Source organism: Mycobacterium sp. P7213, from assembly GCF_900604305.1.
GTDB lineage: Bacteria > Actinomycetota > Actinomycetes > Mycobacteriales > Mycobacteriaceae > Mycobacterium.
The window spans coordinates 1-23,926 of record NZ_UWOA01000045.1 but is presented as its reverse complement, the minus strand read 5'-3'; the positions used below and the strand labels follow the sequence as shown (position 1 = coordinate 23,926).

The 23,926-nt window shown below is 67.2% G+C and carries 22 protein-coding genes and 1 tRNA gene; 8 read left to right on the top strand and 15 right to left on the bottom strand.

From position 1 onward, the window contains the following. Window positions 1–3 precede the first annotated feature (3 nt). The 7 genes from rpmE to argS form a co-directional block, all read right to left on the bottom strand. Window positions 4–246: a 50S ribosomal protein L31 gene (gene rpmE / locus EJK91_RS16595; protein ID WP_024442333.1), complete on the bottom strand. Its 243-nt coding sequence runs from the start codon at window positions 244–246 to the stop codon at window positions 4–6. Window positions 247–478: 232 nt separating this feature from the next. Beyond that, the gene (gene rho, locus EJK91_RS16590) at window positions 479–2,446 is read right to left on the bottom strand and encodes a transcription termination factor Rho (RefSeq protein ID WP_046301561.1); all 1,968 of its coding nucleotides are present in this window, start codon (window positions 2,444–2,446) and stop codon (window positions 479–481) included. A gap of 265 nt (window positions 2,447–2,711) precedes the next feature. After that, a complete protein-coding gene (thrB, locus tag EJK91_RS16585) occupies window positions 2,712–3,659 on the bottom strand; it encodes a homoserine kinase (protein ID WP_046301560.1) in 948 nt (315 codons plus the stop codon). After that, on the bottom strand, window positions 3,659–4,741 hold the full coding sequence (gene thrC / locus EJK91_RS16580; RefSeq protein WP_024442330.1) for a threonine synthase: 1,083 nt from the start codon (window positions 4,739–4,741) through the stop codon (window positions 3,659–3,661). The genes thrB and thrC overlap by 1 nt, the downstream gene beginning before the upstream one ends. After that, complete coding sequence (locus EJK91_RS16575; protein ID WP_125079477.1) at window positions 4,738–6,057, bottom strand: homoserine dehydrogenase; 1,320 nt, start codon at window positions 6,055–6,057, stop codon at window positions 4,738–4,740. Before EJK91_RS16575 ends, thrC begins: the two co-directional genes overlap by 4 nt. An 18-nt stretch (window positions 6,058–6,075) precedes the next feature. Continuing rightward, the gene (gene lysA, locus EJK91_RS16570; RefSeq protein WP_239651229.1) at window positions 6,076–7,458 is read right to left on the bottom strand and encodes a diaminopimelate decarboxylase; all 1,383 of its coding nucleotides are present in this window, start codon (window positions 7,456–7,458) and stop codon (window positions 6,076–6,078) included. Between the two features lie 50 nt (window positions 7,459–7,508). Then, window positions 7,509–9,155, bottom strand: coding sequence for an arginine--tRNA ligase (gene argS / locus EJK91_RS16565; protein WP_024442327.1), 1,647 nt, complete (start codon window positions 9,153–9,155; stop codon window positions 7,509–7,511). Window positions 9,156–9,267: 112 nt separating this feature from the next. On the opposite strand from argS, the gene EJK91_RS16560 reads away from it, so the two are divergent. From EJK91_RS16560 to EJK91_RS16545, 4 genes are all read left to right on the top strand, one after another. Further along, window positions 9,268–9,340, top strand: a tRNA-Arg gene (locus EJK91_RS16560). Window positions 9,341–9,424: 84 nt separating this feature from the next. Further along, on the top strand, window positions 9,425–9,784 hold the full coding sequence (locus EJK91_RS16555) for a hypothetical protein (RefSeq protein ID WP_125079473.1): 360 nt from the start codon (window positions 9,425–9,427) through the stop codon (window positions 9,782–9,784). A gap of 6 nt (window positions 9,785–9,790) precedes the next feature. Next, window positions 9,791–11,185 (top strand): hypothetical protein, encoded by a 1,395-nt coding sequence (locus EJK91_RS16550; RefSeq protein ID WP_125079472.1) that lies wholly within the window; start codon window positions 9,791–9,793, stop codon window positions 11,183–11,185. Further along, window positions 11,167–11,880, top strand: coding sequence for a hypothetical protein (locus tag EJK91_RS16545; RefSeq protein ID WP_125079471.1), 714 nt, complete (start codon window positions 11,167–11,169; stop codon window positions 11,878–11,880). Before EJK91_RS16550 ends, EJK91_RS16545 begins: the two co-directional genes overlap by 19 nt. Before the next feature lie 144 nt (window positions 11,881–12,024). On the opposite strand, the gene EJK91_RS16540 is transcribed toward EJK91_RS16545, so the two are convergent. Next, window positions 12,025–13,899: a M48 family metallopeptidase gene (locus tag EJK91_RS16540; protein WP_239651250.1), complete on the bottom strand. Its 1,875-nt coding sequence runs from the start codon at window positions 13,897–13,899 to the stop codon at window positions 12,025–12,027. 88 nt (window positions 13,900–13,987) lie between these two features. Further along, window positions 13,988–14,590, bottom strand: a complete 603-nt coding sequence (locus tag EJK91_RS16535; protein WP_046301809.1) for a LemA family protein — start codon at window positions 14,588–14,590, stop codon at window positions 13,988–13,990. Between the two features lie 466 nt (window positions 14,591–15,056). Between EJK91_RS16535 and EJK91_RS16530 the strand changes: the two genes are divergently transcribed. From EJK91_RS16530 to EJK91_RS16520, 3 genes are all read left to right on the top strand, one after another. Beyond that, window positions 15,057–15,974 (top strand): LLM class F420-dependent oxidoreductase, encoded by a 918-nt coding sequence (locus tag EJK91_RS16530; RefSeq protein WP_024442321.1) that lies wholly within the window; start codon window positions 15,057–15,059, stop codon window positions 15,972–15,974. 100 nt (window positions 15,975–16,074) lie between these two features. Continuing rightward, entirely contained in the window at window positions 16,075–16,311 is a 237-nt protein-coding gene (locus tag EJK91_RS16525) for a ribbon-helix-helix domain-containing protein (protein WP_046301810.1), read from the top strand. A 5-nt stretch (window positions 16,312–16,316) separates the two neighbouring features. Then, the gene (locus EJK91_RS16520; RefSeq protein WP_046301811.1) at window positions 16,317–16,745 is read left to right on the top strand and encodes a TA system VapC family ribonuclease toxin; all 429 of its coding nucleotides are present in this window, start codon (window positions 16,317–16,319) and stop codon (window positions 16,743–16,745) included. 4 nt (window positions 16,746–16,749) lie between these two features. Here EJK91_RS16520 and EJK91_RS16515 read toward each other — a convergent pair whose 3' ends face one another. Together EJK91_RS16515 and EJK91_RS16510 are read right to left on the bottom strand one after the other, a co-directional pair. Continuing rightward, window positions 16,750–18,186 (bottom strand): DUF4185 domain-containing protein, encoded by a 1,437-nt coding sequence (locus EJK91_RS16515; protein WP_125079470.1) that lies wholly within the window; start codon window positions 18,184–18,186, stop codon window positions 16,750–16,752. A gap of 131 nt (window positions 18,187–18,317) precedes the next feature. Further along, entirely contained in the window at window positions 18,318–19,208 is an 891-nt protein-coding gene (locus EJK91_RS16510) for an LLM class flavin-dependent oxidoreductase (RefSeq protein WP_024442317.1), read from the bottom strand. A gap of 58 nt (window positions 19,209–19,266) precedes the next feature. Here EJK91_RS16510 and EJK91_RS16505 point away from each other — a divergent pair, with 58 nt between their 5' ends. Beyond that, window positions 19,267–19,653, top strand: a complete 387-nt coding sequence (locus EJK91_RS16505; protein ID WP_125079469.1) for a VOC family protein — start codon at window positions 19,267–19,269, stop codon at window positions 19,651–19,653. Window positions 19,654–19,747: 94 nt separating this feature from the next. Here the strand turns inward: EJK91_RS16505 and EJK91_RS16500 are convergent, their stop codons facing one another. The 4 genes from EJK91_RS16500 to cysD are packed head-to-tail and all read right to left on the bottom strand — an operon-like array spanning window position 19,748 to window position 23,766. After that, window positions 19,748–20,224 (bottom strand): Rrf2 family transcriptional regulator, encoded by a 477-nt coding sequence (locus EJK91_RS16500; RefSeq protein ID WP_125079468.1) that lies wholly within the window; start codon window positions 20,222–20,224, stop codon window positions 19,748–19,750. A 25-nt stretch (window positions 20,225–20,249) separates the two neighbouring features. Next, window positions 20,250–20,978: a 3'(2'),5'-bisphosphate nucleotidase CysQ gene (locus EJK91_RS16495; RefSeq protein WP_125079467.1), complete on the bottom strand. Its 729-nt coding sequence runs from the start codon at window positions 20,976–20,978 to the stop codon at window positions 20,250–20,252. Further along, window positions 20,975–22,828: an adenylyl-sulfate kinase gene (gene cysC, locus EJK91_RS16490; protein WP_024442313.1), complete on the bottom strand. Its 1,854-nt coding sequence runs from the start codon at window positions 22,826–22,828 to the stop codon at window positions 20,975–20,977. The genes EJK91_RS16495 and cysC overlap by 4 nt, the downstream gene beginning before the upstream one ends. After that, complete coding sequence (gene cysD / locus EJK91_RS16485; protein WP_024442312.1) at window positions 22,828–23,766, bottom strand: sulfate adenylyltransferase subunit CysD; 939 nt, start codon at window positions 23,764–23,766, stop codon at window positions 22,828–22,830. The genes cysC and cysD overlap by 1 nt, the downstream gene beginning before the upstream one ends. Window positions 23,767–23,926: the final 160 nt, after the last annotated feature.

Genomic DNA, 23,926 nt, shown 5'->3' with positions numbered 1-23,926 from the left:
GAGCTACTTGTCGTCGGCTGCCGCTGCTGCGGCACCGGCGTTGCGCTTGCCGTAGCGCTTCTCGAAGCGCGCGACCCGGCCGCCGCTGTCCAGGATCTTCTGCTTGCCGGTGTAGAACGGGTGGCACTGCGAGCAGACCTCGACCACGATGTGGCCGCTCTCCTTGGTGCTGCGGGTCGTGAAGGTGTTGCCACAACCGCAGACCACGGTGGTCTCGCCGTAGGCGGGGTGAATGCCAGTTTTCATGATGTCCTCTTCGATCGTCGGCCGCCGGGTCGCCCGCCCTGCGGGGCGGACGTGAACCGGAACCTGAGGTGTTCGATTATGCCAGCTGCGCTGTCGGCTCCCAAAACGCCGGGAGGCTCCCCGCTATTCCTGCGGTCAGCGGGGTCTCGGTACCCCGCTGAGACTGCAGCGAGGGTTGTGATCGGGTGGCGATCACAGCCCTGACTGCAATTTCAGCAGGTGGACAGCCCGATCAGTCGTTGTCCATTCCCGGGGTGGTCTTGGACACCTGCACCAGGAACTCGTAGTTGTTCTTGGTCTTGCGCAGCTGACTCATCAACAGGTCGATGGCCTGATGCGAATCCAGGCCCGACAACAGTCGACGCAGCTTGTGCACAATCGCGAACTCGTCCGGCGAGAGCAGCAGCTCGTCCTTGCGGGTGCCGGACGGGTTGACGTCGACGGCCGGGAACACCCGGCGCTCGGCGATCTTGCGGTCCAGCTTGAGCTCGGCGTTACCGGTGCCCTTGAACTCCTCGAAGATCACCGTGTCACCGGTGGAGCCGGTCTCCACCATCGCGGTGGCGATGATGGTCAGCGAGCCACCGTCCTCGATGTTGCGGGCCGCGCCCAGGAACCGCTTGGGCGGGTACAGCGCGGTGGAGTCCACACCACCGGACAGGATGCGGCCCGACGCCGGGGAGGCGTTGTTGTAGGCGCGACCCAACCGGGTGATCGAGTCCAGCAGCACGACGACGTCCTTGCCCTGCTCGACCAGGCGCTTGGCCCGCTCGATAGCCAGCTCGGCGGCCTGGGTGTGGTCTGACGGCGGCCGGTCGAAGGTGGAGGCGATCACCTCACCCTTGACCGAGCGCTGCATGTCGGTGACTTCTTCGGGACGCTCGTCGACCAGCACCACCATCAGGTGGCACTCGGGGTTGTTGCGGGTGATCGCGTTGGCGATGTCCTGCATGATCGTGGTCTTACCGGCCTTGGGCGGAGACACGATCAGGGCGCGCTGCCCCTTGCCGATCGGCATGATCAGGTCGATGACGCGGGTGGTCAGCTTCTCCCCCGACGTCTCCAGCCGCAACCGCTGGTTGGGGTACAGCGGGGTCAGCTTGGAGAACTCGGGACGCTTGCGGGCGTCCTCGACAGGCCCGCCGTTGACCGAGTCGAGCCGCACCAGCGGGTTGAACTTCTGCCGCTGGTTGGGCTGGTCACCATCGCGGGGCACCCGCACGGCACCGGTCACCGCGTCGCCGCGGCGCAGCCCGTTCTTGCGGACCATGTTCATCGAGACGTAGACGTCGTTGGGTCCGGCCAGGTAGCCCGAGGTGCGCACGAACGCGTAGTTGTCGAGCACGTCGAGGATGCCGGCGACCGGCTGGACCACGTCGTCCTCGCGCAGTTCGGCTTCGCCGCCGGCAGCGCCGCCTTCGCCGCCACGCTCGCCACGACGGCGCCGGTCCCGGAAGCGCCGGCCGCGCCGGCCACCGCGTCCCTCGTCGTCGTCGCCACCGCCGCGGTTGGACTGGTCGCCGCCGTGGTCGTCGTTCTTGGACTGCGCGCCTTCATCGGCCTTGGCGTCGGTCTTGGCGCCCTCGCGCTCACGCCGACCACCGGACTGCTCGGCCTTGTCGTCGTTGCGGCCCTGCTTGCGCGACTCACCCTGGGCCTCGGCCTCGGCGGGCTTGTCCTGCTCTGCCGGCTTGTCGGCCTCGCCGCCATTGGCAGCGGGTGAGCCGGTCGCACGGCTGGCGCCACGGCGCTCGCGTCGCGGCGGTGCCGCGGGGGCATCCGCTTCGTTGGCCGGGGGCGTCTGTGCAGTGTTGGCCGCGCCGTTGGCCGACAGTTCGGTGGCGGGCTGGGACTTGGCCGCGTCCCCGCCGCCGTTGCCGCCGACCTCACGGATGGCGGCGATCAGTTCGCTCTTGCGCATCCCGGAGGAGCCCTTGACGCCCACGCGGTTGGCCAGCGCCCTCAGCTCGGGCAACACCATCGCCGACAGCGAGTCATCGGTGGGGGCGGCACCGCGGTCGGGCGCCGAAGCGGGAGCGGACTCGGTGGCGGCCGGCGCCGAGGCAGTCTCCGGGGCGGACGGCGCGGCGTCACTACCGCCGGCGGCTACGTCCTGGCTGTTCTCGGGAGTACTGGGAGCGTTCGGCAACGAATCCTGGTCGGTGCTGCCTTCAGCCGTGAAGAGGTCCGTTTCGGTCACGGATTTCCTTTCTTCCCTCGTCGGTTTTCTCACGCGAGGGGCTTGGTTGCATTCAGCGGACTCGCCGAGTGCGTGTCACCGTCGACTGTGTAACGGTGTAGCCCGTATCGACGGCGTCGTAACACAAACCGTCAGCTACGGGAAGAATTTGGTGGCATCCCGGTTGACATCACATTCTGAAAACAGGTGCTGATGCCGCGAATGCGGGACGGGACCGAGAATAGCCCGCTTCTGTGGTTGACGCAACAGATACCTGCTGCGCGCCTCACCCCGGTACCGCCACCCCGGAGTTCCACTTCACCGCGGCACCGACCGGCATCTCGGTGACGTTGAACACACGCGCCTCCGGCGACTCGAGCACCGCAGCGGGCAGCTGGGCCGCTGTCGTCAGCGCGATCACCGCAGGTCCAGCACCGGAAAGCACGGCCGCGATGCCATGCCGACGCAGCAACTGCAGGAATGCCGCCGACTCCGGCTGCGCGGCGCCGCGCTGCGGCTGGTGCAACACGTCCTCGGTGGCCGTCAGCAGCAGGTCGGGCCGCTCGGTCAGCGCCACCACCAGCAGCGCGGCCCGGCTGACATTGAACCGGGCATCGCGGTGGCTGACCTGCTCGGGCAGCAAAGCCCGGGTCTCGGCAGTCGACGAGCGCAGTTGCGGGATCGCCGGGAACAGACGGATGTCGGGGTGCAGCCGCAGCGGCGCCGCCGCATAGTCCACGTGGTCGTCGGCTGCTTCTGCTGTCCACGAAACCACTGCACCGCCCAGTACGGCTGCTGCAGCGTTGTCGGGGTGGCCTTCGAACTCCGAGGCCAGCTGGATCAGTTGTGTTTCGGACAGGCCGGGCCGATCGATTTGCGCGACAAGGCCATTGACTACGGCCAGCCCGCCGACCACCGCGGCCGCCGACGAGCCCAGGCCGCGCTGATGCGGGATCGCATTGCGGCAACGCACCACCATGCCGGGCGCCTCGACACCAACCTCACGCATGCCGCGCAGGATTCCTTGCACCACAAGGTGATCCGAGGTGAGTGGAACCTGACCGGCGCCCTCCCCCTCGACCTGCACCACCAGACCGGACTCGACCGTCTCGACGATCACCTCGTCGTAGAGGCCCAGCGCCAGGCCCAGGCTGTCGAAGCCGGGGCCCAGGTTGGCGCTCGACGCCGCTACCGCGACGCTGGCCGCCAACCCGGTCGGCAACAACTGAACCACTAGGCCAGCCCCAATTCGGCGACCACAGTGGCCGCGTCGACGGGAACCGCGGTCACCTCGGGCATGTCCTTCAGCGCGGTGTCGGGGTCTTTGAGCCCGTTGCCGGTCACCGTGCACACCACGGTCGAACCGCGCGGCACCCAGCCGTCCTCCACCGATTTGAGCAGCCCGGCGATGCTGGCCGCCGAGGCCGGTTCGACGAACACGCCCTCGGTCTGCGCCACCAGGTGATAGGCGGCCAGGATCTCGTCGTCGGTGGCGGCCAGGAACCGGCCACCCGAATCCACCTGCGCTTCGACGGCCTGCGTCCAGGAGGCCGGCGAGCCGATGCGGATCGCGGTGGCGATGGTCTCCGGGTTCTTGACCGGTTCACCGAGCACCAGCGGTGCGGCCCCGGCAGCCTGGGTGCCCAGCATCTTCGGCAGCTTCTCGGTCAGGCCGTCGGCGAAGTACTCGCGGTAGCCCTTCCAGTACGCGGTGATGTTGCCGGCGTTGCCGACCGGCAGCGAGTGGATGTCGGGCGCGGTGCCCAGTGCGTCGACGATCTCGAAGGCCGCGGTCTTCTGGCCTTCGATGCGTACCGGGTTCACCGAGTTCACCAGCGAGATGGTCGGGAAGTCGGTGGCCATCTTGCGGGCCAATTCCAGGCAGTCGTCGAAGTTGCCGTCGATCTGAATGATCTTGGCGCCGTGCATGACTGCCTGCGCGAGCTTGCCCATCGCGATCTTGCCCTGCGGGATCAGCACGGCACAGGTGATGCCGGCGCGGGCGGCGTAGGCGGCCGCCGATGCCGAGGTGTTGCCGGTCGAAGCGCACAGCACCGCCTTTTGGCCGCGCGCGACCGCATCGGTGACCGCCATCGTCATACCGCGGTCCTTGAACGATCCGGTGGGGTTGAGCCCCTCCACCTTCAGGTGCACCGTGCAGCCGGTCTGCTCGGAGATCCGCTTGGCGTGGATCAGCGGGGTGCCGCCCTCGTGCAGGGTGATGGCCGTCCAGTCGTCGCCGATGGGAAGCCGATCGCGGTAGGCGCCGATCAGGCCGGGCCAGGGGCGGTGGATCGGTGTCCGGGTGGAGCTCACTGGTCTGTTCCTTCCAGTCGTAGCACGCTGGCGATCCGCTGGACTGCGTCCAGGTCAGCCAGCGCCGCAACGGTTTTCGACAATGCTGCGTCGGCAGCTCGGTGGGTGACCACAACGATCCGAGCGCCGATCAGCTGGCCGTCGTCGTCGGCCACACCCTCCTGGCGCACCTCGGCGATGCTGACGCCGTGGGCGGCGAACTCGGCTGCCACCGTGGACAGCACACCCGGCTTGTCGGCGACATCCATGCTCACGTAGTAGCGGGTCTGCACGTCACCGATCGGTGCGATGGCCAGCTGGGCGTACTTGGATTCACGCGGCCCGCGGCCGCCCTGCACCCGGTTGCGGGCGGCCATCACCAGATCACCGGTGACCGCGGATGCGGTCGGCGCGCCACCGGCACCCTGGCCATAGAACATCAGCCGGCCGGCCGCCTCGGCTTCGACCACCACCGCGTTGAAGGCCCCGTTGACCGTGGCCAGCGGATGGGTCAACGGCACCAGCGCCGGGTAGACCCGGGCCGAAACCCGCTGTTGCCCATCGGCGGTGGTGATGCGCTCGCAGATCGCCAGCAGTTTGATCGTGCAGCCCAATGCCCGGGCCGTGGTGAAGTCCGCCGGACTGATGCTGGTGATGCCCTCGCGGTAGACGTCGTCGGCGGTCACCCGAGTGTGGAAGGCGATCGATGCCAGGATCGCGGCCTTGGCGGCGGCGTCGTAGCCCTCCACGTCGGCGGTCGGGTCGGCCTCGGCGTAGCCCAGCGCACTGGCGTCGGCCAGCGCGGAGTTGTAGTCGGCGCCGGTGGAGTCCATTTCGGACAGGATGTAGTTGGTGGTGCCGTTGACGATGCCGGCCACCCGCAAGACGGTGTCACCGGCCAGCGACTGAGTCAGCGGCCGGATCACCGGGATGGCGCCGGCGACACTGGCCTCGAAATAGAGGTCCACGCGCGCGTTCTCGGCGGCCTCGGCCAGCTCCCCGGTAGACCGCGACAGCAGGGCCTTGTTGGCCGTGACGACGGATTTGCCGTGCGCGATCGCCGACAGGATCGCCTTGCGGGCCGGCTCGACCGGGCCCATCAGTTCCACGACGATGTCGACGTCGCTGCGCGCCACCAGGCTGTCGATGTCGTCGGTGAGCAGCTCCTCGGGCACGCCGCGGTCGGCCGCCACCCGGCGAACTCCGACCCCGCGCAATACCAGCGGTGCGCCGATGCGGGCGGCCAGATCATCAGCGCTGGCCTCAAGAATGCGGACGACTTCGCTGCCGACATTGCCCAAGCCGAGGACTGCCACCCCTACGGGGCCCCCGGACACCTGTGAACCGGACACTTTTTACCCCACCTCCAGGCTGATCAGGTCTTCGACGGTCTCCCGGCGCAGCATAAGGCGGGCCTTCCCGTCACGTACCGCCACCACCGCCGGGCGGGTGAGCAGGTTGTACCTGCTCGACATCGAGTAACAGTAGGCGCCGGTAGCGGCCACTGCGATCAGGTCGCCGGGAACCATGCCTTCGGGCACCCAGGCGTCACGGACGATGATGTCGCCGCTCTCGCAGTGCTTGCCGACGATGCGCCCCAGCTCCGGCAACGCTCCTGCTTCTCCGAGGCCCGGTAGGCCGCGCGAGACCAGCCGCACGTCGTAGTGCGCGTCATACAGCGCCGGACGGATGTTGTCGCTCATGCCGCCGTCGACGCTGACGTAGCGGCGATGTCCGGTGGCGCTGACGGCGACGTCCTTGACGGTGCCGACCTCATAGAGCGTGATGGTGCCCGGCCCGGCGATGGCCCGACCGGGTTCGACGACCAGCTGCGGGGTGGGCAGGCCCACCGCGTCGGACTCGTCGCGCACGATCGCGGCGAGTTTGGCGGCCAGCTCGGCCATCGGCGGCGGGTCATCCTGCGGCTGATACGAGATGCCCAGTCCCCCGCCCAGGTCGATGACCGAGAGCTGCGCGGTCTTGTCGACACCGAATTCGGCGACCACGTCCCGCAGCAGCCCGATGACCCGGTGGGCGGCCAACTCGAAGCCGGCGACGTCGAAGATCTGCGAGCCGATGTGGCTGTGCAGGCCGATCAACCGCAGGTGCTCGGTGGCGAACACCTTTCTGATGGCGTCCATCGCCGCACCGCTGGCCAGCGACAGGCCGAACTTCTGGTCTTCGTGGGCGGTCGAGATGAACTCGTGGGTGTGGGCTTCCACACCGACGGTGACGCGGACCAGCACGTCCTGGATGGTCCCGGCAGCCTTGGCGACCGCTTCAAGGCGGTCGATCTCGATCAGTGAGTCGAGCACGATGTGGCCGACTCCGGCGTTGACCGCGGTCTCGAGTTCTTCGACGGATTTGTTGTTGCCGTGCAAGGTGATTCGCTGCGCGGGGAAGTTAGCGTGCAACGCGACGGCCAGCTCGCCTCCGGTGGCGACATCCAGGCACAGGCCCTCCTGGTCGATCCAGCGCGCGATCTCGCCGCACAGGAACGCCTTGGCGGCGTAGTGCACGTTGTCGCCCCCGCCGAACGCCTCGGCGATCTCGCGGCAACGGCCCCGGAAGTCGTCCTCGTCGATGACGAACAGCGGGGTGCCGAACTCGGCGGCCAGGTCGGTCACCTTCACCCCGGCGATCTGGGTGACGCCGTCTTCGCCGCGAACAGTGTTGCGCGGCCAGACGTTCGGCGCCAACTGCAGCAGCTGCTGCGGAGTCTGCGGCCGCGGTGGCAGACCGTCGTGCTGGATCTCTTCGGCGTGGCGGGGGCCCGCGGGGTGGACGTTCACATCCGCTCCGGTGCGCTCACGCCGAGGATGCCCAGCCCGTTGGCGATCACCTGGCGAGTGGCCTGACACAGCGCCAGCCGCGCCGCGTGCAGATCACCCGGATCCTCGTCGCCTTGGGGCAGCACTCGGCAGCTGTCGTAGAACCGGTGGTAATCGCCGGCCAGGTCTTCGAGGTAGCGGCAGACCCGGTGCGGTTCCCGCAGTGCGGCAGCGGTTTCCAGCACCCGCGGGAACTCCCCGAGGTTGCGGATCAGCGCGCCTTCCTTGTCGTGGCTGAGCAGCCCGAGGTTGGCGGTGTCGGGTGCCAGGCCCAGTTCGGCGGCGTTGCGGGCCAGCGCCGAGAGCCGCGCGTGCGCGTATTGCACGTAGTAGACCGGGTTTTCGTTGCTCGCCGAGGACCACAGCGCCAGGTCGATGTCGATGGGAGTGTCCACCGAGGAACGGGTCAGGCTGTAGCGGGCGGCGTCCACGCCGATGGCCTCGACCAGATCGTCGAGGGTGATGACGGTGCCGGCACGCTTGCTCATCTTGACCGGCTGGCCGTCACGGACCAGATTGACCATCTGGCCGATCAGCACCTCGACGGTGGCCGGGTCGTCCCCGAATGCGGCGGCGGCGGCCTTGAGCCGGGCGATGTAGCCGTGGTGGTCGGCGCCGAGCATGTAGATGCACAGGTTGAAGCCACGCTCGCGCTTGTCCAGGTAGTAGGCCAAGTCGCCGGCGATGTAGGCGGGCTTGCCGTCGCTCTTGATGACGACGCGGTCCTTGTCGTCGCCGTAGGCGCTGGTGCGCAGCCAGGTGGCGCCGTCTTTTTCGTAGATGTTGTCGTTGGCGCGCAGCCGCTCGATGGCCTGCTCGACGCGGCCGGAGGTGTGCATCGAGTCTTCGTGGGTGAAGACGTCGAAGTCGGTGCCGAACTCGTGCAGCGACTTCTTGATGTGGGTGAACATCAGGTCGACGCCGATCTCGCGGAATGTCTCTTGCGCGTCCGGACTGGTCAGGGCGTCGGGGGCCTTGACCTGGATTTGGGCCGCGATATCGGTGATGTAGGCGCCGGCGTAGCCGTCTTCGGGGGCGGGCTCGCCCTTGGCGGCGGCGATCAGCGAGTTGGCGAACCGGTCGATCTGGGCGCCGTGGTCGTTGAAGTAGTACTCGCGGGTGACCGCGGCACCCTGGGTGCTCAGCAGCCGGCCCAGCGCGTCGCCGACCGCGGCCCAGCGGGTGCCACCGATGTGGATGGGGCCGGTGGGGTTGGCCGAGACGAACTCCAGGTTGACGTTGAGACCGTCGAACTCGCGGGAGTGGCCGTAGTTCTCTGCGGCGGCGATGACGTTGGCGACCACGGCACCCTGCGCGGAAGCCTCGATACGCAGGTTCACAAAGCCCGGCCCGGCGATCTCGGCCGCGGCGATCCCGTCGGCCTGCGCCAGTGCTTCGGCCAGCCACTCGGCCAGCTCACGCGGGTTGACACCCACCTTCTTGCCCAGCTGCAGCGCCAGGTTGGTGGCGTAATCACCGTGTTCGGGGTTGCGCGGCCGCTCGACTGTCACCGTCGCGGGCAGCGCGGCGGTGTCCAGGTCGTGCTCGGCCAGCACCGCTGCGGCGGTGTTCTTGAGCAATTCGGCCAGATCGGCGGGGGTCACGAGGCCCCATCCTATGGTCTGACGTGGTCAGGCCCCGAATCCGTCCGGTTCTTAAGTCCGGCCATTGATGCGCTAGTCTGTCAAAGCCCACATGGCGCCGCATCACGCGAGCGCCCCCGTAGCTCAGGGGATAGAGCGTCTGCCTCCGGAGCAGAAGGCCGCAGGTTCGAATCCTGCCGGGGGCACCCATCTACCAGGCCTGTATCGGGTTCGACGCTTCCGGTTCCCAGTGAATTTCGCAAACCGCGGTTCACTTATACGCTCTGCCCATGACCACTCCCGTGTTGCGGGTCTCCCCGGTCAGCCTTCGCGCGCTGGCGCAGCGCTGTTCAGTGCTGTCTGGTCATGTCACACCGGCTTTGCCGACAACGGCGGTGCCTCGGTGGCAGTCCAGCGGCGCTGCCTCCAACACTGTCAACACCGGCGCCAGCGCAGCGGCTGCCGCGATGCGCACACGGATGACCGCCGACTCGACAAAGCTCGCCGCCGCGGCCGACGAGTATGTGGCGATGGACAACGAGGGTGCCGCCGCCCTGGCAGCGGTCCCCCAGCGTGATGCTGGCCTCCCGCCCTTGGCCCCGCTCTCCGGCACCGACGGCGGCGCGGGTGCGGCCGGGATGGGCGAGTAACCCGCGATGACCTATCCGACGTTGACCGAGATCGAGGACGCCGATTGGGATTTCCTGACCATCAACGCAACCGCCTGGGCCTCCCTCGCCGACACCTGGGAAGCCTCGTTCACCGAGGTCCGCGAGGCCTCAAAGACCCCTGGCGGGACCCCCTGGACCGGCGCCGGAGCTGAGGCCTTTCAACACCGCACCGCCGCCGATGTGGTCACCGTCCACGGCCCCGCAGACATGCTGCGCCGCGCCGCCGATATTGCCGCCCGCGCCGCACAGGCCCAACAAGGCAACAAGGCTGCTGTACTCGAAGCCATCGGCCTCGCCGAACGCGACGAATACCGAGTCGGCGACGACTACTCCGTCACCGACACCTGGGCCTACTACACTTCAGCGGCCGAGCAGGAGGCACGCGAGTTCGCGGCTGAGCGGCATCGGGCGTTCATCAGATCTCGGGCCGACAATCTGGTCCATCACGAGCAGGAGATAGGCCGCCAACTCAGCACCGCCACCGCAGGACTGCGCGCCTTCAGCTTCGGCGAAGACGGCGCTGACGGCGGGGCAGGCGGCAACGGGCGTCCGCATGTTCCGGCGCCAGTCGACGCCGACCCGTCCGATGCAGCGCGGCGGCGTGATCAGGCGATTGCCGAGGATCCCGCTGCCGACCCCACGGCACGCCGGCTGGCTCAGGAACGTCTCGATGATTTCCGGAATTCGGAGTTCATCGGCCCGCTACCAGCCGATCCAGTTCTGGGCGGCGACGCGCGCACCCGCGCCCAAGCCAGACGGCAGCTTCAGGCTTTCCTGGAATCTGGTCAGGCCTATCCAGACCGACCACCGCTGACACCCGATGAAGCAACCCGAATGCTTGATAGGTGCGAATCCCAGGCTCGGGAATTGGTGCTTGGCAGCTTCGCCAATCAGCTGAAGTCGGCGGGGGTCTCGCCGGCCGGTGTCCGGCAAGCGCTCGATGAGGTGCACAGCGGCAAGTCGCCCCGGCAGCTGCTCCACGACGCGGGCTCTGGCATATCGAGCGGGGTCGGCGGTCTGGGCAGCGGCCTGGGTTCGCAGGCAAACGCCCTCCCCCAGGGCAAGCATTGGGGCGAAGCTCAAGTGTGGTCGAAGGCGGATGTCGATGCCCTCAAGACGCTGGGTAAACGGCTGTCCGTGGCCGGAATTGGCCTGGACGCGGCCGCGACCATCGATAACATCGTCCTCGGTTCCGAAACAGGTGAGGAGCTCGCCAAGTTCGGTGGACGCAGCCTCGGCTCATGGGGCGGAGGATTCATCGCCGGGGCGGCATGGGGTTCATGGGTGGGGCCAGAGGGCACTGTAATTGTCGGCCTTCTCGGCGCTGCGGCAGGCGGGTTGGGAGGGGAAAAGCTAGTGGAGTGGGCTATCGGCAAATGACGGTAAGCAATCTGTCTTTTGGGGTCATCATCCTGTGCCTTGTCGGGGGATTCACACTCTCGTTCCTCAAGATCAGCACCAGCGCCCAGCGGCGCATCTACTGGACCCTCGCTTGCACAGCGGGCGTCTCTGGCATCTTCCTGAAATATCCCAGCTGGGACGACGCAGTAGCGCTAGGACTATTTCCCCTCGTGACGATGGCGTTTATAGCCTACGTAGCCACTCCCTACATCAAGATCCGCGGAAGAATCTATGCGCTGACGATCACAGACCCCGATCCCGAAGATGCTCCTGCAACAACCGATTCCACGCGGCAGGAGATCGACCTCCATCCCGACTCCTACAGCGGGCTCCTCACCGCCACAACCATGTGGTGGCTCTTCTTGATTCCGTCGGTAATCGCCACGGGGCACGTCTACTTGATCATTATCGGCAAGGGGGAATCATGGGCCGCGATCATGAGCGTCACCTTTCTTGCCCTCCTGATTGCCGGAACCGCATACGGCGACGCCAGCTGGCGCTACCCGATAGCACGCGGACAATACGTGCAGTTCGTCGTCAACACAGTCATCACCGCCGGTGTTTTTTACTTCTTATACGTGGCCGCCTACTACGCCGGCCGACGCCACCCCATCCGACGCGAACAGTCGATGGAATATCGGGTACACCCGCGCCACAGGGACCTGGACAGCTGATACCGCTGCATTGGCAGCCGCTCTGCTCCAGCGAGGAGCGAAAAACCCCGCGGTGGTTCCGCTCGATCGGGGTGAGCTTGCCGAGCGCGCGTCGGCCCGGCAGCGTTGGTGGTGGGTCCCCTCGACTTGCTTCACCGACGACAGTCAGCCCAACAGCGCAGGCAGGGGAACGTGCATCAAGCAGCACGCCGCACGCAGCAATTCAGCTTCCGATGCTGTCACGATGCCGTCGTGCAGCACCGATTCCACCATCGCTTCGACGAGTGCCTGCTTCGCCCTCGGATCCAAGGCGTCGAGGGCGGCCCAGCCTTCGTCGAGGGTCTGTTGCCAGCTCAACCGGCGCGGGTTCTCGAGCCTGGCGGTATCACCGTAAAGTCGTTGCAGCGCAATGTCCAAAGTCTGTGTCGCCACGTTTTGGTCGGCGCCTCCGGCGACCGCGAGAGTCGCCAGCAGGGTCGTCACCACCGGGCGCACACCGGTGAGCGAATCGCTGCCCACCTTGCTTCTGCGAGCCGGGTCGTTGGTGTCGAGTAGGTAAACCCAGACCAGGCGGGTCAGGCAGTATTCGAACATCGTCACCTTCTCGTCGGCGACGGCGAGCGCATTGAGCACCGCGATGAGCGCGTCCTGTTCGGCACGAGAGTGGGTGGCGATCTGCGGCAAGGCCAGCGCGACGACCGGGAGCCGAAGTTCGCGCGGCAGCGCGCGCATCCGGTCGGCGAGCGCGGCGGCTTCCCGTGCCTGCGTCGGCCCCAGAAGCTCGGTCACCGAGGCAAGCTGGCGGGCGTGCAGACCCCCGCTCGACGGTGCCAGGAGCAACGCGATGACGGCCGCGGGGGCCGTGGTGGGCTGGCTGGCCAGCGCGCGGACATCGTCAGGAATCCGCGCATGCAGAGCCGCGCCGTACTTCAGGTCGGCCGGAGTGAAGGTGCCTGCGCGAGCCACGACTTGCTCGGGGCTGGTGCGCCAGCCGGCATCGGAGACTTGCTCTGGTGCGGGGGTCTGACGGCCGAGCGCCGTTGCGGCGGGGGCGAAACCTGCGGCGACGTCCTCGGCCAGGCCGTCGGGTGCCTGATTGGCGTACCGCTGCTGCAGTTCGGCGATTTCGCCGGGGTCGAAGGTGGGGTTGAGCGCCCTGATCCGGTCCGTGAGGGGCGGATGCGTCGCGAACAACGACGCGAATGACCGTCGCGCGCCCTCTCCGAACAGCATGTGGCTGACCTCGGCGGCATTGCGGGAGTCGCGCAGCCGCGAACCGGTCGGTATGCCGCCGATCTTCTTCAGCGCGCCTTCGAGGCCGTCGGTCTGGCGCGTGAACTGCACCGCCGACGCGTCGGCCAGCCACTCCCGTTGCCGTGCTACCGCGGCCTTGATCACGTTGGCGAAGAACACGCCGACGTAGCCGAGCACCATCATCGCGAACGCGAACGCAAGGAGGGGAAGCGCGCGTTTGCCGTCGCTCCCGCGGCCGCCGACCTGCAGCATGCGCAGGCCGATCATTCCGATCAGCAAGATTCCGCTGAGCAGTCCGATGAGTCGAATGTTCAGCCGCATATCACCGTTGAGGATGTGGCTGAACTCGTGAGCGATGACACCCTGTAATTCATCACGGTTGAGTTGTGCCAGGGCGCCGCCTGTCACCGCGATCGCAGCATCGGCCGGTGTGAAACCTGCGGCGAAAGCGTTGATTCCGGGTTCACCCGGCATGACGAACAGACGTGGCGCAGGCACGCCGGACGCCAGCGACATCTCCTCGACGATGTTGACGTACCTACGCAACTGCGGGTCGGTCGTCGTCGGGTCCACGGGCACCGCGCCGACGGCCGCGGCGACAGCAGCGCCCCCCTTGCGCAGCGAAATTGTCTTGAACAACGTTCCCCCTGCGATGATCACGAGCGTGATCGCGGTGACGACGATGACGATCGCCAGAATCGATGATGAATCGATTCCGCCGTAATCCTTTGAGAGATAGAGCATCGCAATCACCGCGGCGGCATCGATCGCCGCGACCAACGCCATCACCGCGGCCCCGAAGAGCAGCACCAGCTTCAGCGTGGTTCCCTTGGCGGCCCGCTGATGCTCGAAGAAGTTCATGGCCGCCGGTCGGTCAAAACTGAACCTTCGGCGCGTCCCGCATCTCCGGGTGCTCCGGCGGGATCTCGAGCAGGGCGGCCGGCGCAAAGTTGAACATGCCGGCATAGACATTGCCGGGGAACGTCTCGCGCCGGTTGTTGTAGTTCATCACCGCGTCGTTGTAGGCCTGGCGGGCGAACGCGACCTTGTTTTCGGTGGAGGTCAGTTCCTCCGACAGTTGCATCATGTTCTGGTTCGCCTTGAGGTCGGGATACTGCTCGACCACCAGGTTGAGCCGGCTCAGCGCGCCGTCGAGCGCCTGCTGCCCCTGCGCCAACTGCTGCATCGCCGCCGGGTCACCGGGATTGGCCTGGGCGGCGGCAAGGCCGTTCATCGCGGCGCCACGCGCATTGACGACCGCCTCCAGGGTCTGGCGCTCATGCGCCATGTACGCCTTGGCGGTTTCGATCAGGTTGGGAATGAGGTCGAAGCGACGCCGCAACTGAACGTCGATCTGGGCGAAGGCGTTCTTGTACGCGTTGCGCGCCCGAACCAGGCCGTTGTAGCCCGCGATCACGAGCACCGTGAGGAGCAGGAATATGGCTACGACGACGATGATTCCTGTGGTGAGCCCCATGAGGCATACCTCCAAAGAGTCGGCCTTGCCGCGGTTTGCGCGGTTTTCGGCGAAGCGTAACCGCTGAAAAGGCCAGCGCAGGTCCGTTCGGAGGCTTCAGCCGTTTCGCCCGCCGCTACGGGCTTCCACTGAGTACGGCGGCCACCAGCGGTCAACCCCTCCGGATGCGGCCCTTGCGCCGCGGCTACGGAGTGCCGCCGGCACCGCCTGGACTGCCGCCGACGCCCTTGCCGACCATCTCGGCCTTCCCCGCAATCACAGCGCCCCCGTCGGGCACCTCGACAAACCCGCTGAACCTGATAAAAAGCTATGGGTCCGTCGGCGCGGCGCGCATCAAGGAAATCCCTTGCAATTCCGGGCGGATGCCCTGTGTTCTCTGGGCATCAGCTGCCAAAGAGGTGCACGTTCCTTTCGCGCACAGCGCAAATCGCCCCGGGATGCGCCGTTCGAAACTAAGGTCGGCTAAGTGACAATTCGCCTTGGCTTCCAGATTCCCGACTTCTCCTACGGCACCGACGTTTCGGAGCTGTTCCCCACCGTCATCGCACAGGCCCGCGAGGCCGAGGCCGCCGGGTTCGACGCGGTCTTCGTGATGGACCACTTCTATCAACTGCCCATGCTGGGCTCCCCCGATCAGCCGATGCTCGAGGCCTATACCGCTCTGGGCGCGCTGGCGACCGCGACGCAGCAGGTGCAGCTGGGCACGCTGGTCACCGGCAACACCTACCGCAACCCGGCGCTGCTGGCCAAGATCATCACCACGCTCGATGTGGTCAGTGCCGGCCGCGCCATCCTGGGCATCGGCACTGGCTGGTTCGAGCTCGAACACGACCAGCTGGGCTTCGAATTCGGTACCTTCACCGACCGCTTCAACCGGCTCGACGAGGCGCTGCAGATCATCCTGCCGATGATCAAGGGCGAGCGACCCACATTCGAAGGTAAGTGGTACCGCACCCAAGAGGCGATGGCCGAACCCCGCTTCCGCGACCACATTCCGCTGCTGATCGGCGGCAGCGGCGAGAAGAAGACAATCCCGTTGGCCGCGCGTCACTTCGACCACCTCAACCTCATCACCGGGTTCGACGAGGTCCGCGCGAAGATGGACGCGGTGCGGCGCAGCTGCGACGAGGTGGGTCGCGACCCGGCGACTCTGGAGACCACCATGCTGCTCACCGCCCTGGCCGGCGAGGGCGTGACCACCGATCAGATTCCCGCCGCAATGAGTCAGCGGATGGTGGCCGGCAGCCCCGAATCGATCGCCGAGCAGATCAAGACCAAGGTGCTCGATGCGGGTGTCGGTGGGGTCACCATGAACATCCCCGGCTACACCCCCGGGGTGATCACCAAGGTGGGTGCGGCGTTGCGTGCGGTGCTCGACGCCTGACGATAGGTGAGGTCAACCATCAAAGTTGACTCCACTTAGTTCACTAAGTGAACTTAAGCACCGGAGCCGATCCACGTGTTGATGCACTAGCATCAGATGTATGCGCACCACATTGTCGATCGATGATGACGTGCTGTTGGCGGTCAAGGAGCGGGCACACCGCGAGCGGCGCCCAGTGGGCGAAGTGCTCTCCGAGTTGGCCCGGCAGGCGCTGACCAGGCAAGACACCTCGATGCAGGAGTCCGAGTCGTTCCACGGCTTCGCTCCGCTACCGCACCGCGGCACCGCGGTTTCCAATGCCCTCATCGACCGACTTCGCGACGAAGAGGGCGTCTGAATCAGATGCGGTCATTGCTGGACGTCAATGTGCTGTTGGCGCTGCTCGACCGCGATCACGTCGACCACGAACGGGCACGGTCGTGGCTGGACACCGAGATCGGCCACGGCTGGGCATCGTGCGCGATCACCCAGAACGGCTTCGTGCGCATCATCAGCCAGCCCCGATATCCGAATCCGGTCACGCCCAACTACGCCATCGGCATGTTGGTTCAGGCCACGGGGACCCGCTACCACCAGTTCTGGACCTGCGCGGTGAGCCTTCTCGATGCCGGCGTTGTCGATCCCGCCCGGGTGCACAGCTCCAAACAGGTCACCGACGCGTACTTGCTGGCACTGGCCGTCGCCAACGACGGCAGATTCGTCACGTTCGATCAATCGATCGCTCTGACAACGGTTTCCGGTGCCGAAGATCGACACCTGACGATCCTTTGAGCCGCTACCCCAGCACCGTGTGCATCAGCATCACGTCGTAGGCGTTCCACAGCGACAGCGTGAAGTACACGTCCTTGCCGGTCGACCACGGGTGCACGTAGGGCGCGTAGATGCCGCCGGGGATCTGGCCGGTGGGGATCAGCGTCTGCTCGGCGCTCCACGGCCCCTGCGGGGTGGGCGCGGTGCGGGCCACCACGTCATTGCCGCCGTTGCCGTACAGCGCCAGGTACTGGCGCAGGTAGGTGTTGTACTGCACCGACATCTCGCCCACCGGGCCGGGGATCACCGGCGTGGCCGCAGCCGGGTTGGCCAGCACCCAGGATCCGCTGTCGCCATTCCAGTACTGGTACTTGGTCAGGTCGGGAATGGCGCGCTCGGGCACCCGCGACAAATACGCCGAGCCGCCACGACCGGACGGCGTTCCGTAGGAGTACAGGTAGCCGTCGTTGCCCCGCAGGAATGCGCCCATCTGGAATTTCTCGTTACCGGGGACGAAACGCGCCCGCGGAACGTTCTCCGGCGACGTCGAGCGCACGGTGCCGGGATAGACGCCCCACGTTTCGCCGTTGTCGTTGGAAACCGCGATCGCCGAATAGTTGGTGGACCACTCGCCGTCGCGGCCCCACTGCTTGATGGACATGAAGTTCATGTACTGGTTGCCGGCGATCCCGATCGCGGCGGTGGGGATCATGCCCTCCTGCTGCGGCGCCAGTTGCACCGCGGGCAGTATCTGCTTGGAGAAATTCTCCTGCCGCAGTGGCGATCCCGAGTACTTGTTGCCCACTGCTCCGGGGCCGATGGTGATGCCGTCGGCGAGATTGTTGTCATTGCTGCGGAACAGCACGTTCTGTCGCCACTGCTTGCCCTGGATACGGCAGTAGCCGAAGGTGTCGCCGAACGCGTAGAGGATCTGGCGGTTGGCGGGATCGCCGTTGTCCCAGGGAATTCCGAGGTCGGTGCCGGAGATGCCGAAGCGTTGCAGGGTCTGGTTGGGGCTGTTGGGCCCGGTCATCCACTCCACCAGCGACGTCTGGGCTCCGGCAATAGCGCCACCGGGATCGGCCGTCGACAACCCCGGATCTGCTCCGGGCACCGGGACGGGCTGGACGGGTTGGGCGACGTCCGGCACGGCTTGGCCACCGGGATTGGGCTGCGGGGGTACCACCGCGGCCTGCTGCCGAATGGTGCCGTTGGGGTTGATCAGCGCGGCGATCAGCGGGCCCAGTTTGGGCAACGGCGCTTGATCATTGGTACCGCGGGGACGGCGCCCGGTGGGCAGCTGACCGGCTCCGGTGGTCGGCGAGCCCGGTGGCGGATCGATATTGGCTTCGGGGGCGTTGCAGGTGGCCGCGCTCGCCGGCGCGAACTCGCTGGCGGCGACCATCCCCAGGACGACGACTGGCACCATTGCCGCCGAGACGATTCGACGTGTCGCCGACATGTCACACCTTTCCCAGGACCCGCTCCCGGGCCTCGCACCACTGTGACGATAGTGATTTCTAGGACTGGTGTGGCTGCCGGAGGACGATAGAGACGCTTCCGTGACGGTGTCGCAACCAGCGGATCGCCCGCTCAGCCGGCCCGGTTGACCTCGGCGACCACATCGGCCACGCAGCGCAGTTGGCCCAGGTCAGAGCTGGTCGGGATCAGATGCACCTCATCGGTGCCCACCGCCGCAAAGCGTTGCAGCACCTGCGCCAGCTCGTCCTCGCTGCCGGCCCAGCCGGTGCTCGGGGCCATCGCCTCGACATACTCGGCGGGAATCCAGTTCATGTAGCGCAGCAGGTGCCGACGCACCTGATCGCGGGCCTCGTCACGGTCCCCCAGCGCGAACCAGAACGACGTCGCCAGATGTGGCTTGGCCCGGCCCGCCTGCTGCCAGGCGTCGCGGGCGACGTCGAACAGGTCGTTCTGCTTGGCGACATCCAGGTCCATGGTGATGCCGGCCAGTCCTTCGGCCCAGGTCGCCGCGCTACGCAACGTCTTGGGGCCGATGGTGCCGACCAGCAGTGGCGGCCCGCCGGGTTGGGTGGGCGCCGGTCCGACCGGCAGCACCGACTCGGTGAGCTTCTCGCCGGCCCAGACGCGCCGCATGATCGCCACCGCGGCAGCCAACTCGCCCATCTTCTGCCTCGCCGGATCGGCGCCGACCGCCCGGTAGTCCTCGTCCCGGCCGCCGATGCCGAGCCCGACGGTAAGCCGGCCGCCGCTGAGCAGGTCGGCGGTGGCCAGCGCTTTGGCGAGCATGACCGGGTCATGCAGTTGCGGGACGATCACCGTGGTCACCAGCCGCACCCGCTCGGTCCAGGCCGACAGCGCACCCAGCAGGGTCAGGCTGTCGGGGTTGGTGAAAGCGATCCGCTCGCCCCAGCACAACGACGCGAACGGCCCGTCGTCGATCGCTCGCGCCCAGTCCCGCAACAGCGTTGCGTCGAGGTCCGGTTCCATCACGGGCATGGTCATTCCCACCTGCATGACCGCGATTGTGGCATGGGCGGCCTACACGGCCGACACTTGAGCAATGGGCATTTCGTTCAACCACACCATCGTGGCCGCGCACGACAAGCAGGCATCGGCAGCGTTTCTGGCCGAGCTGTTCGGACTGCCGGCACCGCAGCCGTTCGGCCACTTCCAGGTCGTCGCACTCGATCACCAGGCCAGCCTCGATTACGCCGACGTGCCCGACGGCGAGGAGATCCGGCCGCAGCACTACGCGTTCTTAGTCTCCGAGTCCGACTTCGACGCGATCTACGCCAAGATCTGCGAGCGCGGGCTGGAGCACTGGGCCGATCCGCGCGGTGAACGCCCGGGCGAGATCAACCACAACGACGGCGGACGCGGGGTGTATTTCCGCGATCCCGGCGGCCACTACCTGGAGATCCTGACCCGGCAGTACGGCTCGGGCTAGCGAGGCTCGACGCAGGAGAGCCGACGCTGGACCGCCGAATCAGCCCGGCGGTTAGCGAGGCTCGACGCAGGAGAGCCGACGCTGGACCGCCGAATCAACTGGGCGAATGGCCACGCTGGCGCTCCTGGGTGCGGTAATCGGTGGCGAGTCCGGCGACATGCGCCGGCAACTCACCGCCCGCCACGTCGGCCAGGCTGGTCTGCTCGAGCACCGAGCGCATGCTGGCCCGCAACGCCCGCCACACGTCGGTCAGCGCGGCGGTCGGCCCGGCGTAGGGCAGATCGCCCAGACCGATGTCGCGCACACTGGCCAGCGGGCCGTCGATGCAGCGCAACACGTCGGCGACGCTGATCGCGGTGGCCGCCCGGGCCAGTTCGTAGCCGCCGTCGCGGCCGCGCTGGCTGCGCACCAGCCGGTCGGTGCGCAGATCCGACAAGATGTCGACCAAAAACTGCGCCGGAATACCCTGCGCGGCCGCTATTTCGTCGGTCTTGACCAGGGCGCCGGGCTCGGCGGTGGCCAGTTGGACCATCGCTCGCACCGCGTACTCCGCCTTGGCCGACATGCGCATTGCGAGCATTCTTCCATCTGGCGGCTCAACTGATCGCTGCGAGCACCTCTTGGGCGTATTCGGGGCGGCACACCACCAGATCGGGAAGCAGCGGGTCCGCCCGGTTGTAGACCAGCGGTGAACCGTCGAGGCGTGAGGTGTGCAGGCCCGCGGCCCGGGCCACCGCCACCGGGGCCGCCGAGTCCCACTCGTACTGTCCGCCGGCGTGCACGTAGACATCGGTGGTGCCCGTCACGACGGAGGCCACCTTCACCCCCGCCGAGCCCATCGGTATCAGCACGCCGTCGAGTCGCTCGCGAACCGCTTCGGCGATCGCGGGCGGACGGCTGCGCGACACCGCGATGCGCGGCGCGCCGGCGTACGCGGGCGGAGCGGCCACCGTCGGGGTGGCCAGCGTGCTGCCCCGCGCGGGCAGGGCCACCGCCCCGGCGGACAACTCGCCGGACTGCCACAGCGCCACGTGCACGGCCCAGTCGTCCCGGCCGAGTTCGCTGAACTCGCGGGTGCCGTCCAGCGGGTCGACGATCCACACCCGTTCAGCGCTGAGCCGGACCGGATTGTCGGCGCCCTCCTCGGACAGCACCGCGTCGTCGGGCCGCTCGCCGGCCAGCGCGGCCATCAGGAAGTCGTGCGAGCGCTGGTCGCCGGCCGCCTTCCGTTCCGCCTCAGTCGCATCGGCCAGCTCCTCGCGGACCCGCAACAGCAGCCGGCCCGCCTCGGCGGCCAGGTGCGCAGCCAGCTGGTGATCGTTCACTTGCGGGAGTCGATCGCCGCGATCACCTGGCGGGCCTGCTCGTCGACGCTGTTCTTCGAGCTCAGCCGCACGTCGGGATTCCGCGGCCGCTGATAGGGGCTGTCGATACCGGTGAAGTGCGTGATCAGCCCGGCGCGCGCTTTCGCGTAGAGCCCCTTGGGGTCACGCTGCTCGCACTCCTCCAGCGAGGTGTCGCAGAACACCTCGACGAAGTCGAACCCGGCGTCGGTGTGCACCTGGCGGGCCAGCTGGCGGTGCTCGATCAGCGGGCTGATCGCCGGCACCAGCACGATCTGGCCGGAGTCGGCCAGCAAGGTGGCCACGTGTGCCAGCCGGCGCAGGTTCTCGGCACGGTCGGCCATCGAGAAGCCCAGGTCGGCATTGAGGCCGTGCCGCAGGTTGTCGCCGTCGAGAACGTAAGCCGGCGTTCCCCTTTCGAGCAACAGCTGTTCGACGCGCATCGCCACCGAGGACTTGCCCGCGCCGGACAGCCCGGTCAGCCAGACGGTTCGGCCCTTCGACAACCGGTCCGTCGCGGTGACCAGCGACTCGTGCCGCACGGTGTTGGGGCTCGCCGTGCGCGGTGACACGTCGCGCAGCACCATGCCGGCGGCCACGGTCCCGTTGGTCGCCTGGTCGATCAGGATGAACGAGCCGGTGGCGTCGTTGCGGGTGAACTCGTCGAGCATCAGCGGCACCTGCGAGCGCAGCGAGACGCGGCCGAGTTCGTTGAGTTTCAACGTGTTCGCGTCTTTGTCGCGGTGCAAGGTGTTAACGTCGAGGCGGTAGTCCAGCGCCATCACCTTCACCCGGGTGGTCCGGGTGGTGTGCTTGATGATGTAGTCATTGCCCGGCTGCAGCGTCGCACCGTCGGCCATCCAGCAGACCGTGGCGTCGAAGTCCTGAACGACCCGGGGCTGGTTGTTGGTGCGGGCGATCATGTCGCCGCGGGAGATGTCGATGTCGTCGGTGAGGCTCACCGAGACCGCCATCGGCGGAAACGCTTCGGCCACTGCGCCGGTCGGCCCCTCGATCGCGGCGATCCGGCTCGGCTTGCCCGAGGGCAGCACCACGACGTCGTCGCCGGGCCGCAGCACACCGCTGGCCACCGTGCCGGCGTAGCTGCGGTGATCGGCGTGCTCGTGGGTCTGCGGGCGGATCACGTACTGCACCGGGAACCGCACGTCGACCAGGTTGCGGTCACCGGCGATGTAGACGTCTTCAAGGTGCGACAGCAGCGCAGGACCGTCATAGTAGGGCGTCTTGTCCGACTTGGTCACCACGTTGTCGCCGAGCAGCGCCGACATCGGGATGGTCGTCACGTCGTGTACGTCCAGGCGGGTGGCGAACGAGTGGAAGTCGTCGCGGATCGCCTCGAATTTCTCGGCGTCCCAGTCGATCAGGTCCATCTTGTTGACCGCCAGCACGATGTGGCGAATCCCCAGCAGCGACGCCAGGAAGGTGTGCCGGCGAGACTGCTCCTGCAGCCCGTGCCGCGCGTCGACCAGCACGATCGCCAGCTGGGCGGTCGAAGCACCGGTCACCATGTTGCGGGTGTACTGGATGTGCCCCGGGGTGTCGGCGATGATGAATTTCCGCTTGGGCGTTGCGAAGTAGCGGTAGGCGACATCGATGGTGATGCCCTGCTCGCGCTCGGCGCGCAGCCCGTCGGTCACCAGGGCCAGGTCGGTGTAGTCGTTGCCGCGCTCCCGGGAAGTGCGCTCGACCGAGGCCAGCTGGTCTTCCATGACGGCCTTGGAGTCGAACAGCAACCGTCCGATCAGCGTGGACTTGCCGTCGTCGACCGATCCGGCCGTAGCGATTCGAAGCAATGTGGTTGCCGCACCCATCAGAAATACCCCTGCCGCTTGCGGTCTTCCATGCCTGCTTCGGAGATCCGGTCATCGGCGCGAGTCGCCCCGCGCTCGGTCAGTCGTGACACTGCGGTCTCCTCGATCACCTCTTCGACGGTGGCCGCCGTGGATTCCACGCAGCCCGTGCAGGTGACGTCACCGACGGTGCGGAACCGGACCCGCGTCTCGAACGCCTCTTCGCCGTCGGCGGGGCGCAGGAACTCGTGGTCGGCCAGCAGCATGCCGTCGCGCCTGAACACCTTGCGCTGGTGCGCGAAATAGATGGAGGGCAGAGCGATCTCCTCGACACCGATGTAGGACCAGATGTCGAACTCGGTCCAGTTCGACAGCGGGAACGCCCGGATGTGTTCGCCGGCCCGATGCCGGCCGTTGTAGAGATTCCACAGCTCGGGCCGTTGCGCCTTGGGGTCCCACTGGCCGAACTCGTCGCGGAAGCTGAACACCCGCTCCTTGGCGCGGGCCTTCTCCTCGTCGCGGCGGGCGCCGCCGAACGCGGCGTCGAACTTGTTCTCACTGATCGCCCGCAGCAGGGTGACCGTCTGCAACGGGTTGCGCGACGGCCCGTCGTCCACCACGCGTCCGGCGTCGATGTCATCTTGCACCGAGGCCACCACCAGCCGGACCCCGGTCTGCGCGACGAGCTCGTCGCGCGCGGCGATGACCTCATCGAAGTTGTGACCGGTGTCGACGTGCATCACCGGGAAGGGCAGCCGGCCCGGCGCGAACGCCTTGACGGCCAGGTGCAGCATGACGATGGAGTCCTTGCCGCCGGAGAACAGCAGCACCGGACGCTCGAACTCCGCCGCCACCTCCCGAATGATGTGGATGGCCTCGGCCTCCAGGGTGCGCAGATGCGTGAGCTGGTAGTGCCCGACGGTGGTGGCCTCGGGGGGCGCGGTGACGTTACTGGTCATGACTTCCTTGCCAGGGATACCCGATAATCTTGGTGAGACTTACCATATTTGTTGGTTATAGCTGGCTATGCAACCAGCCGCCCCGCGCTGCTGTCAATGTGATCTGCTCGTCCAGGACCCCTCCCCCGGCCCCTTTCCCCCGCGCGAGGCTGCGTCGGGT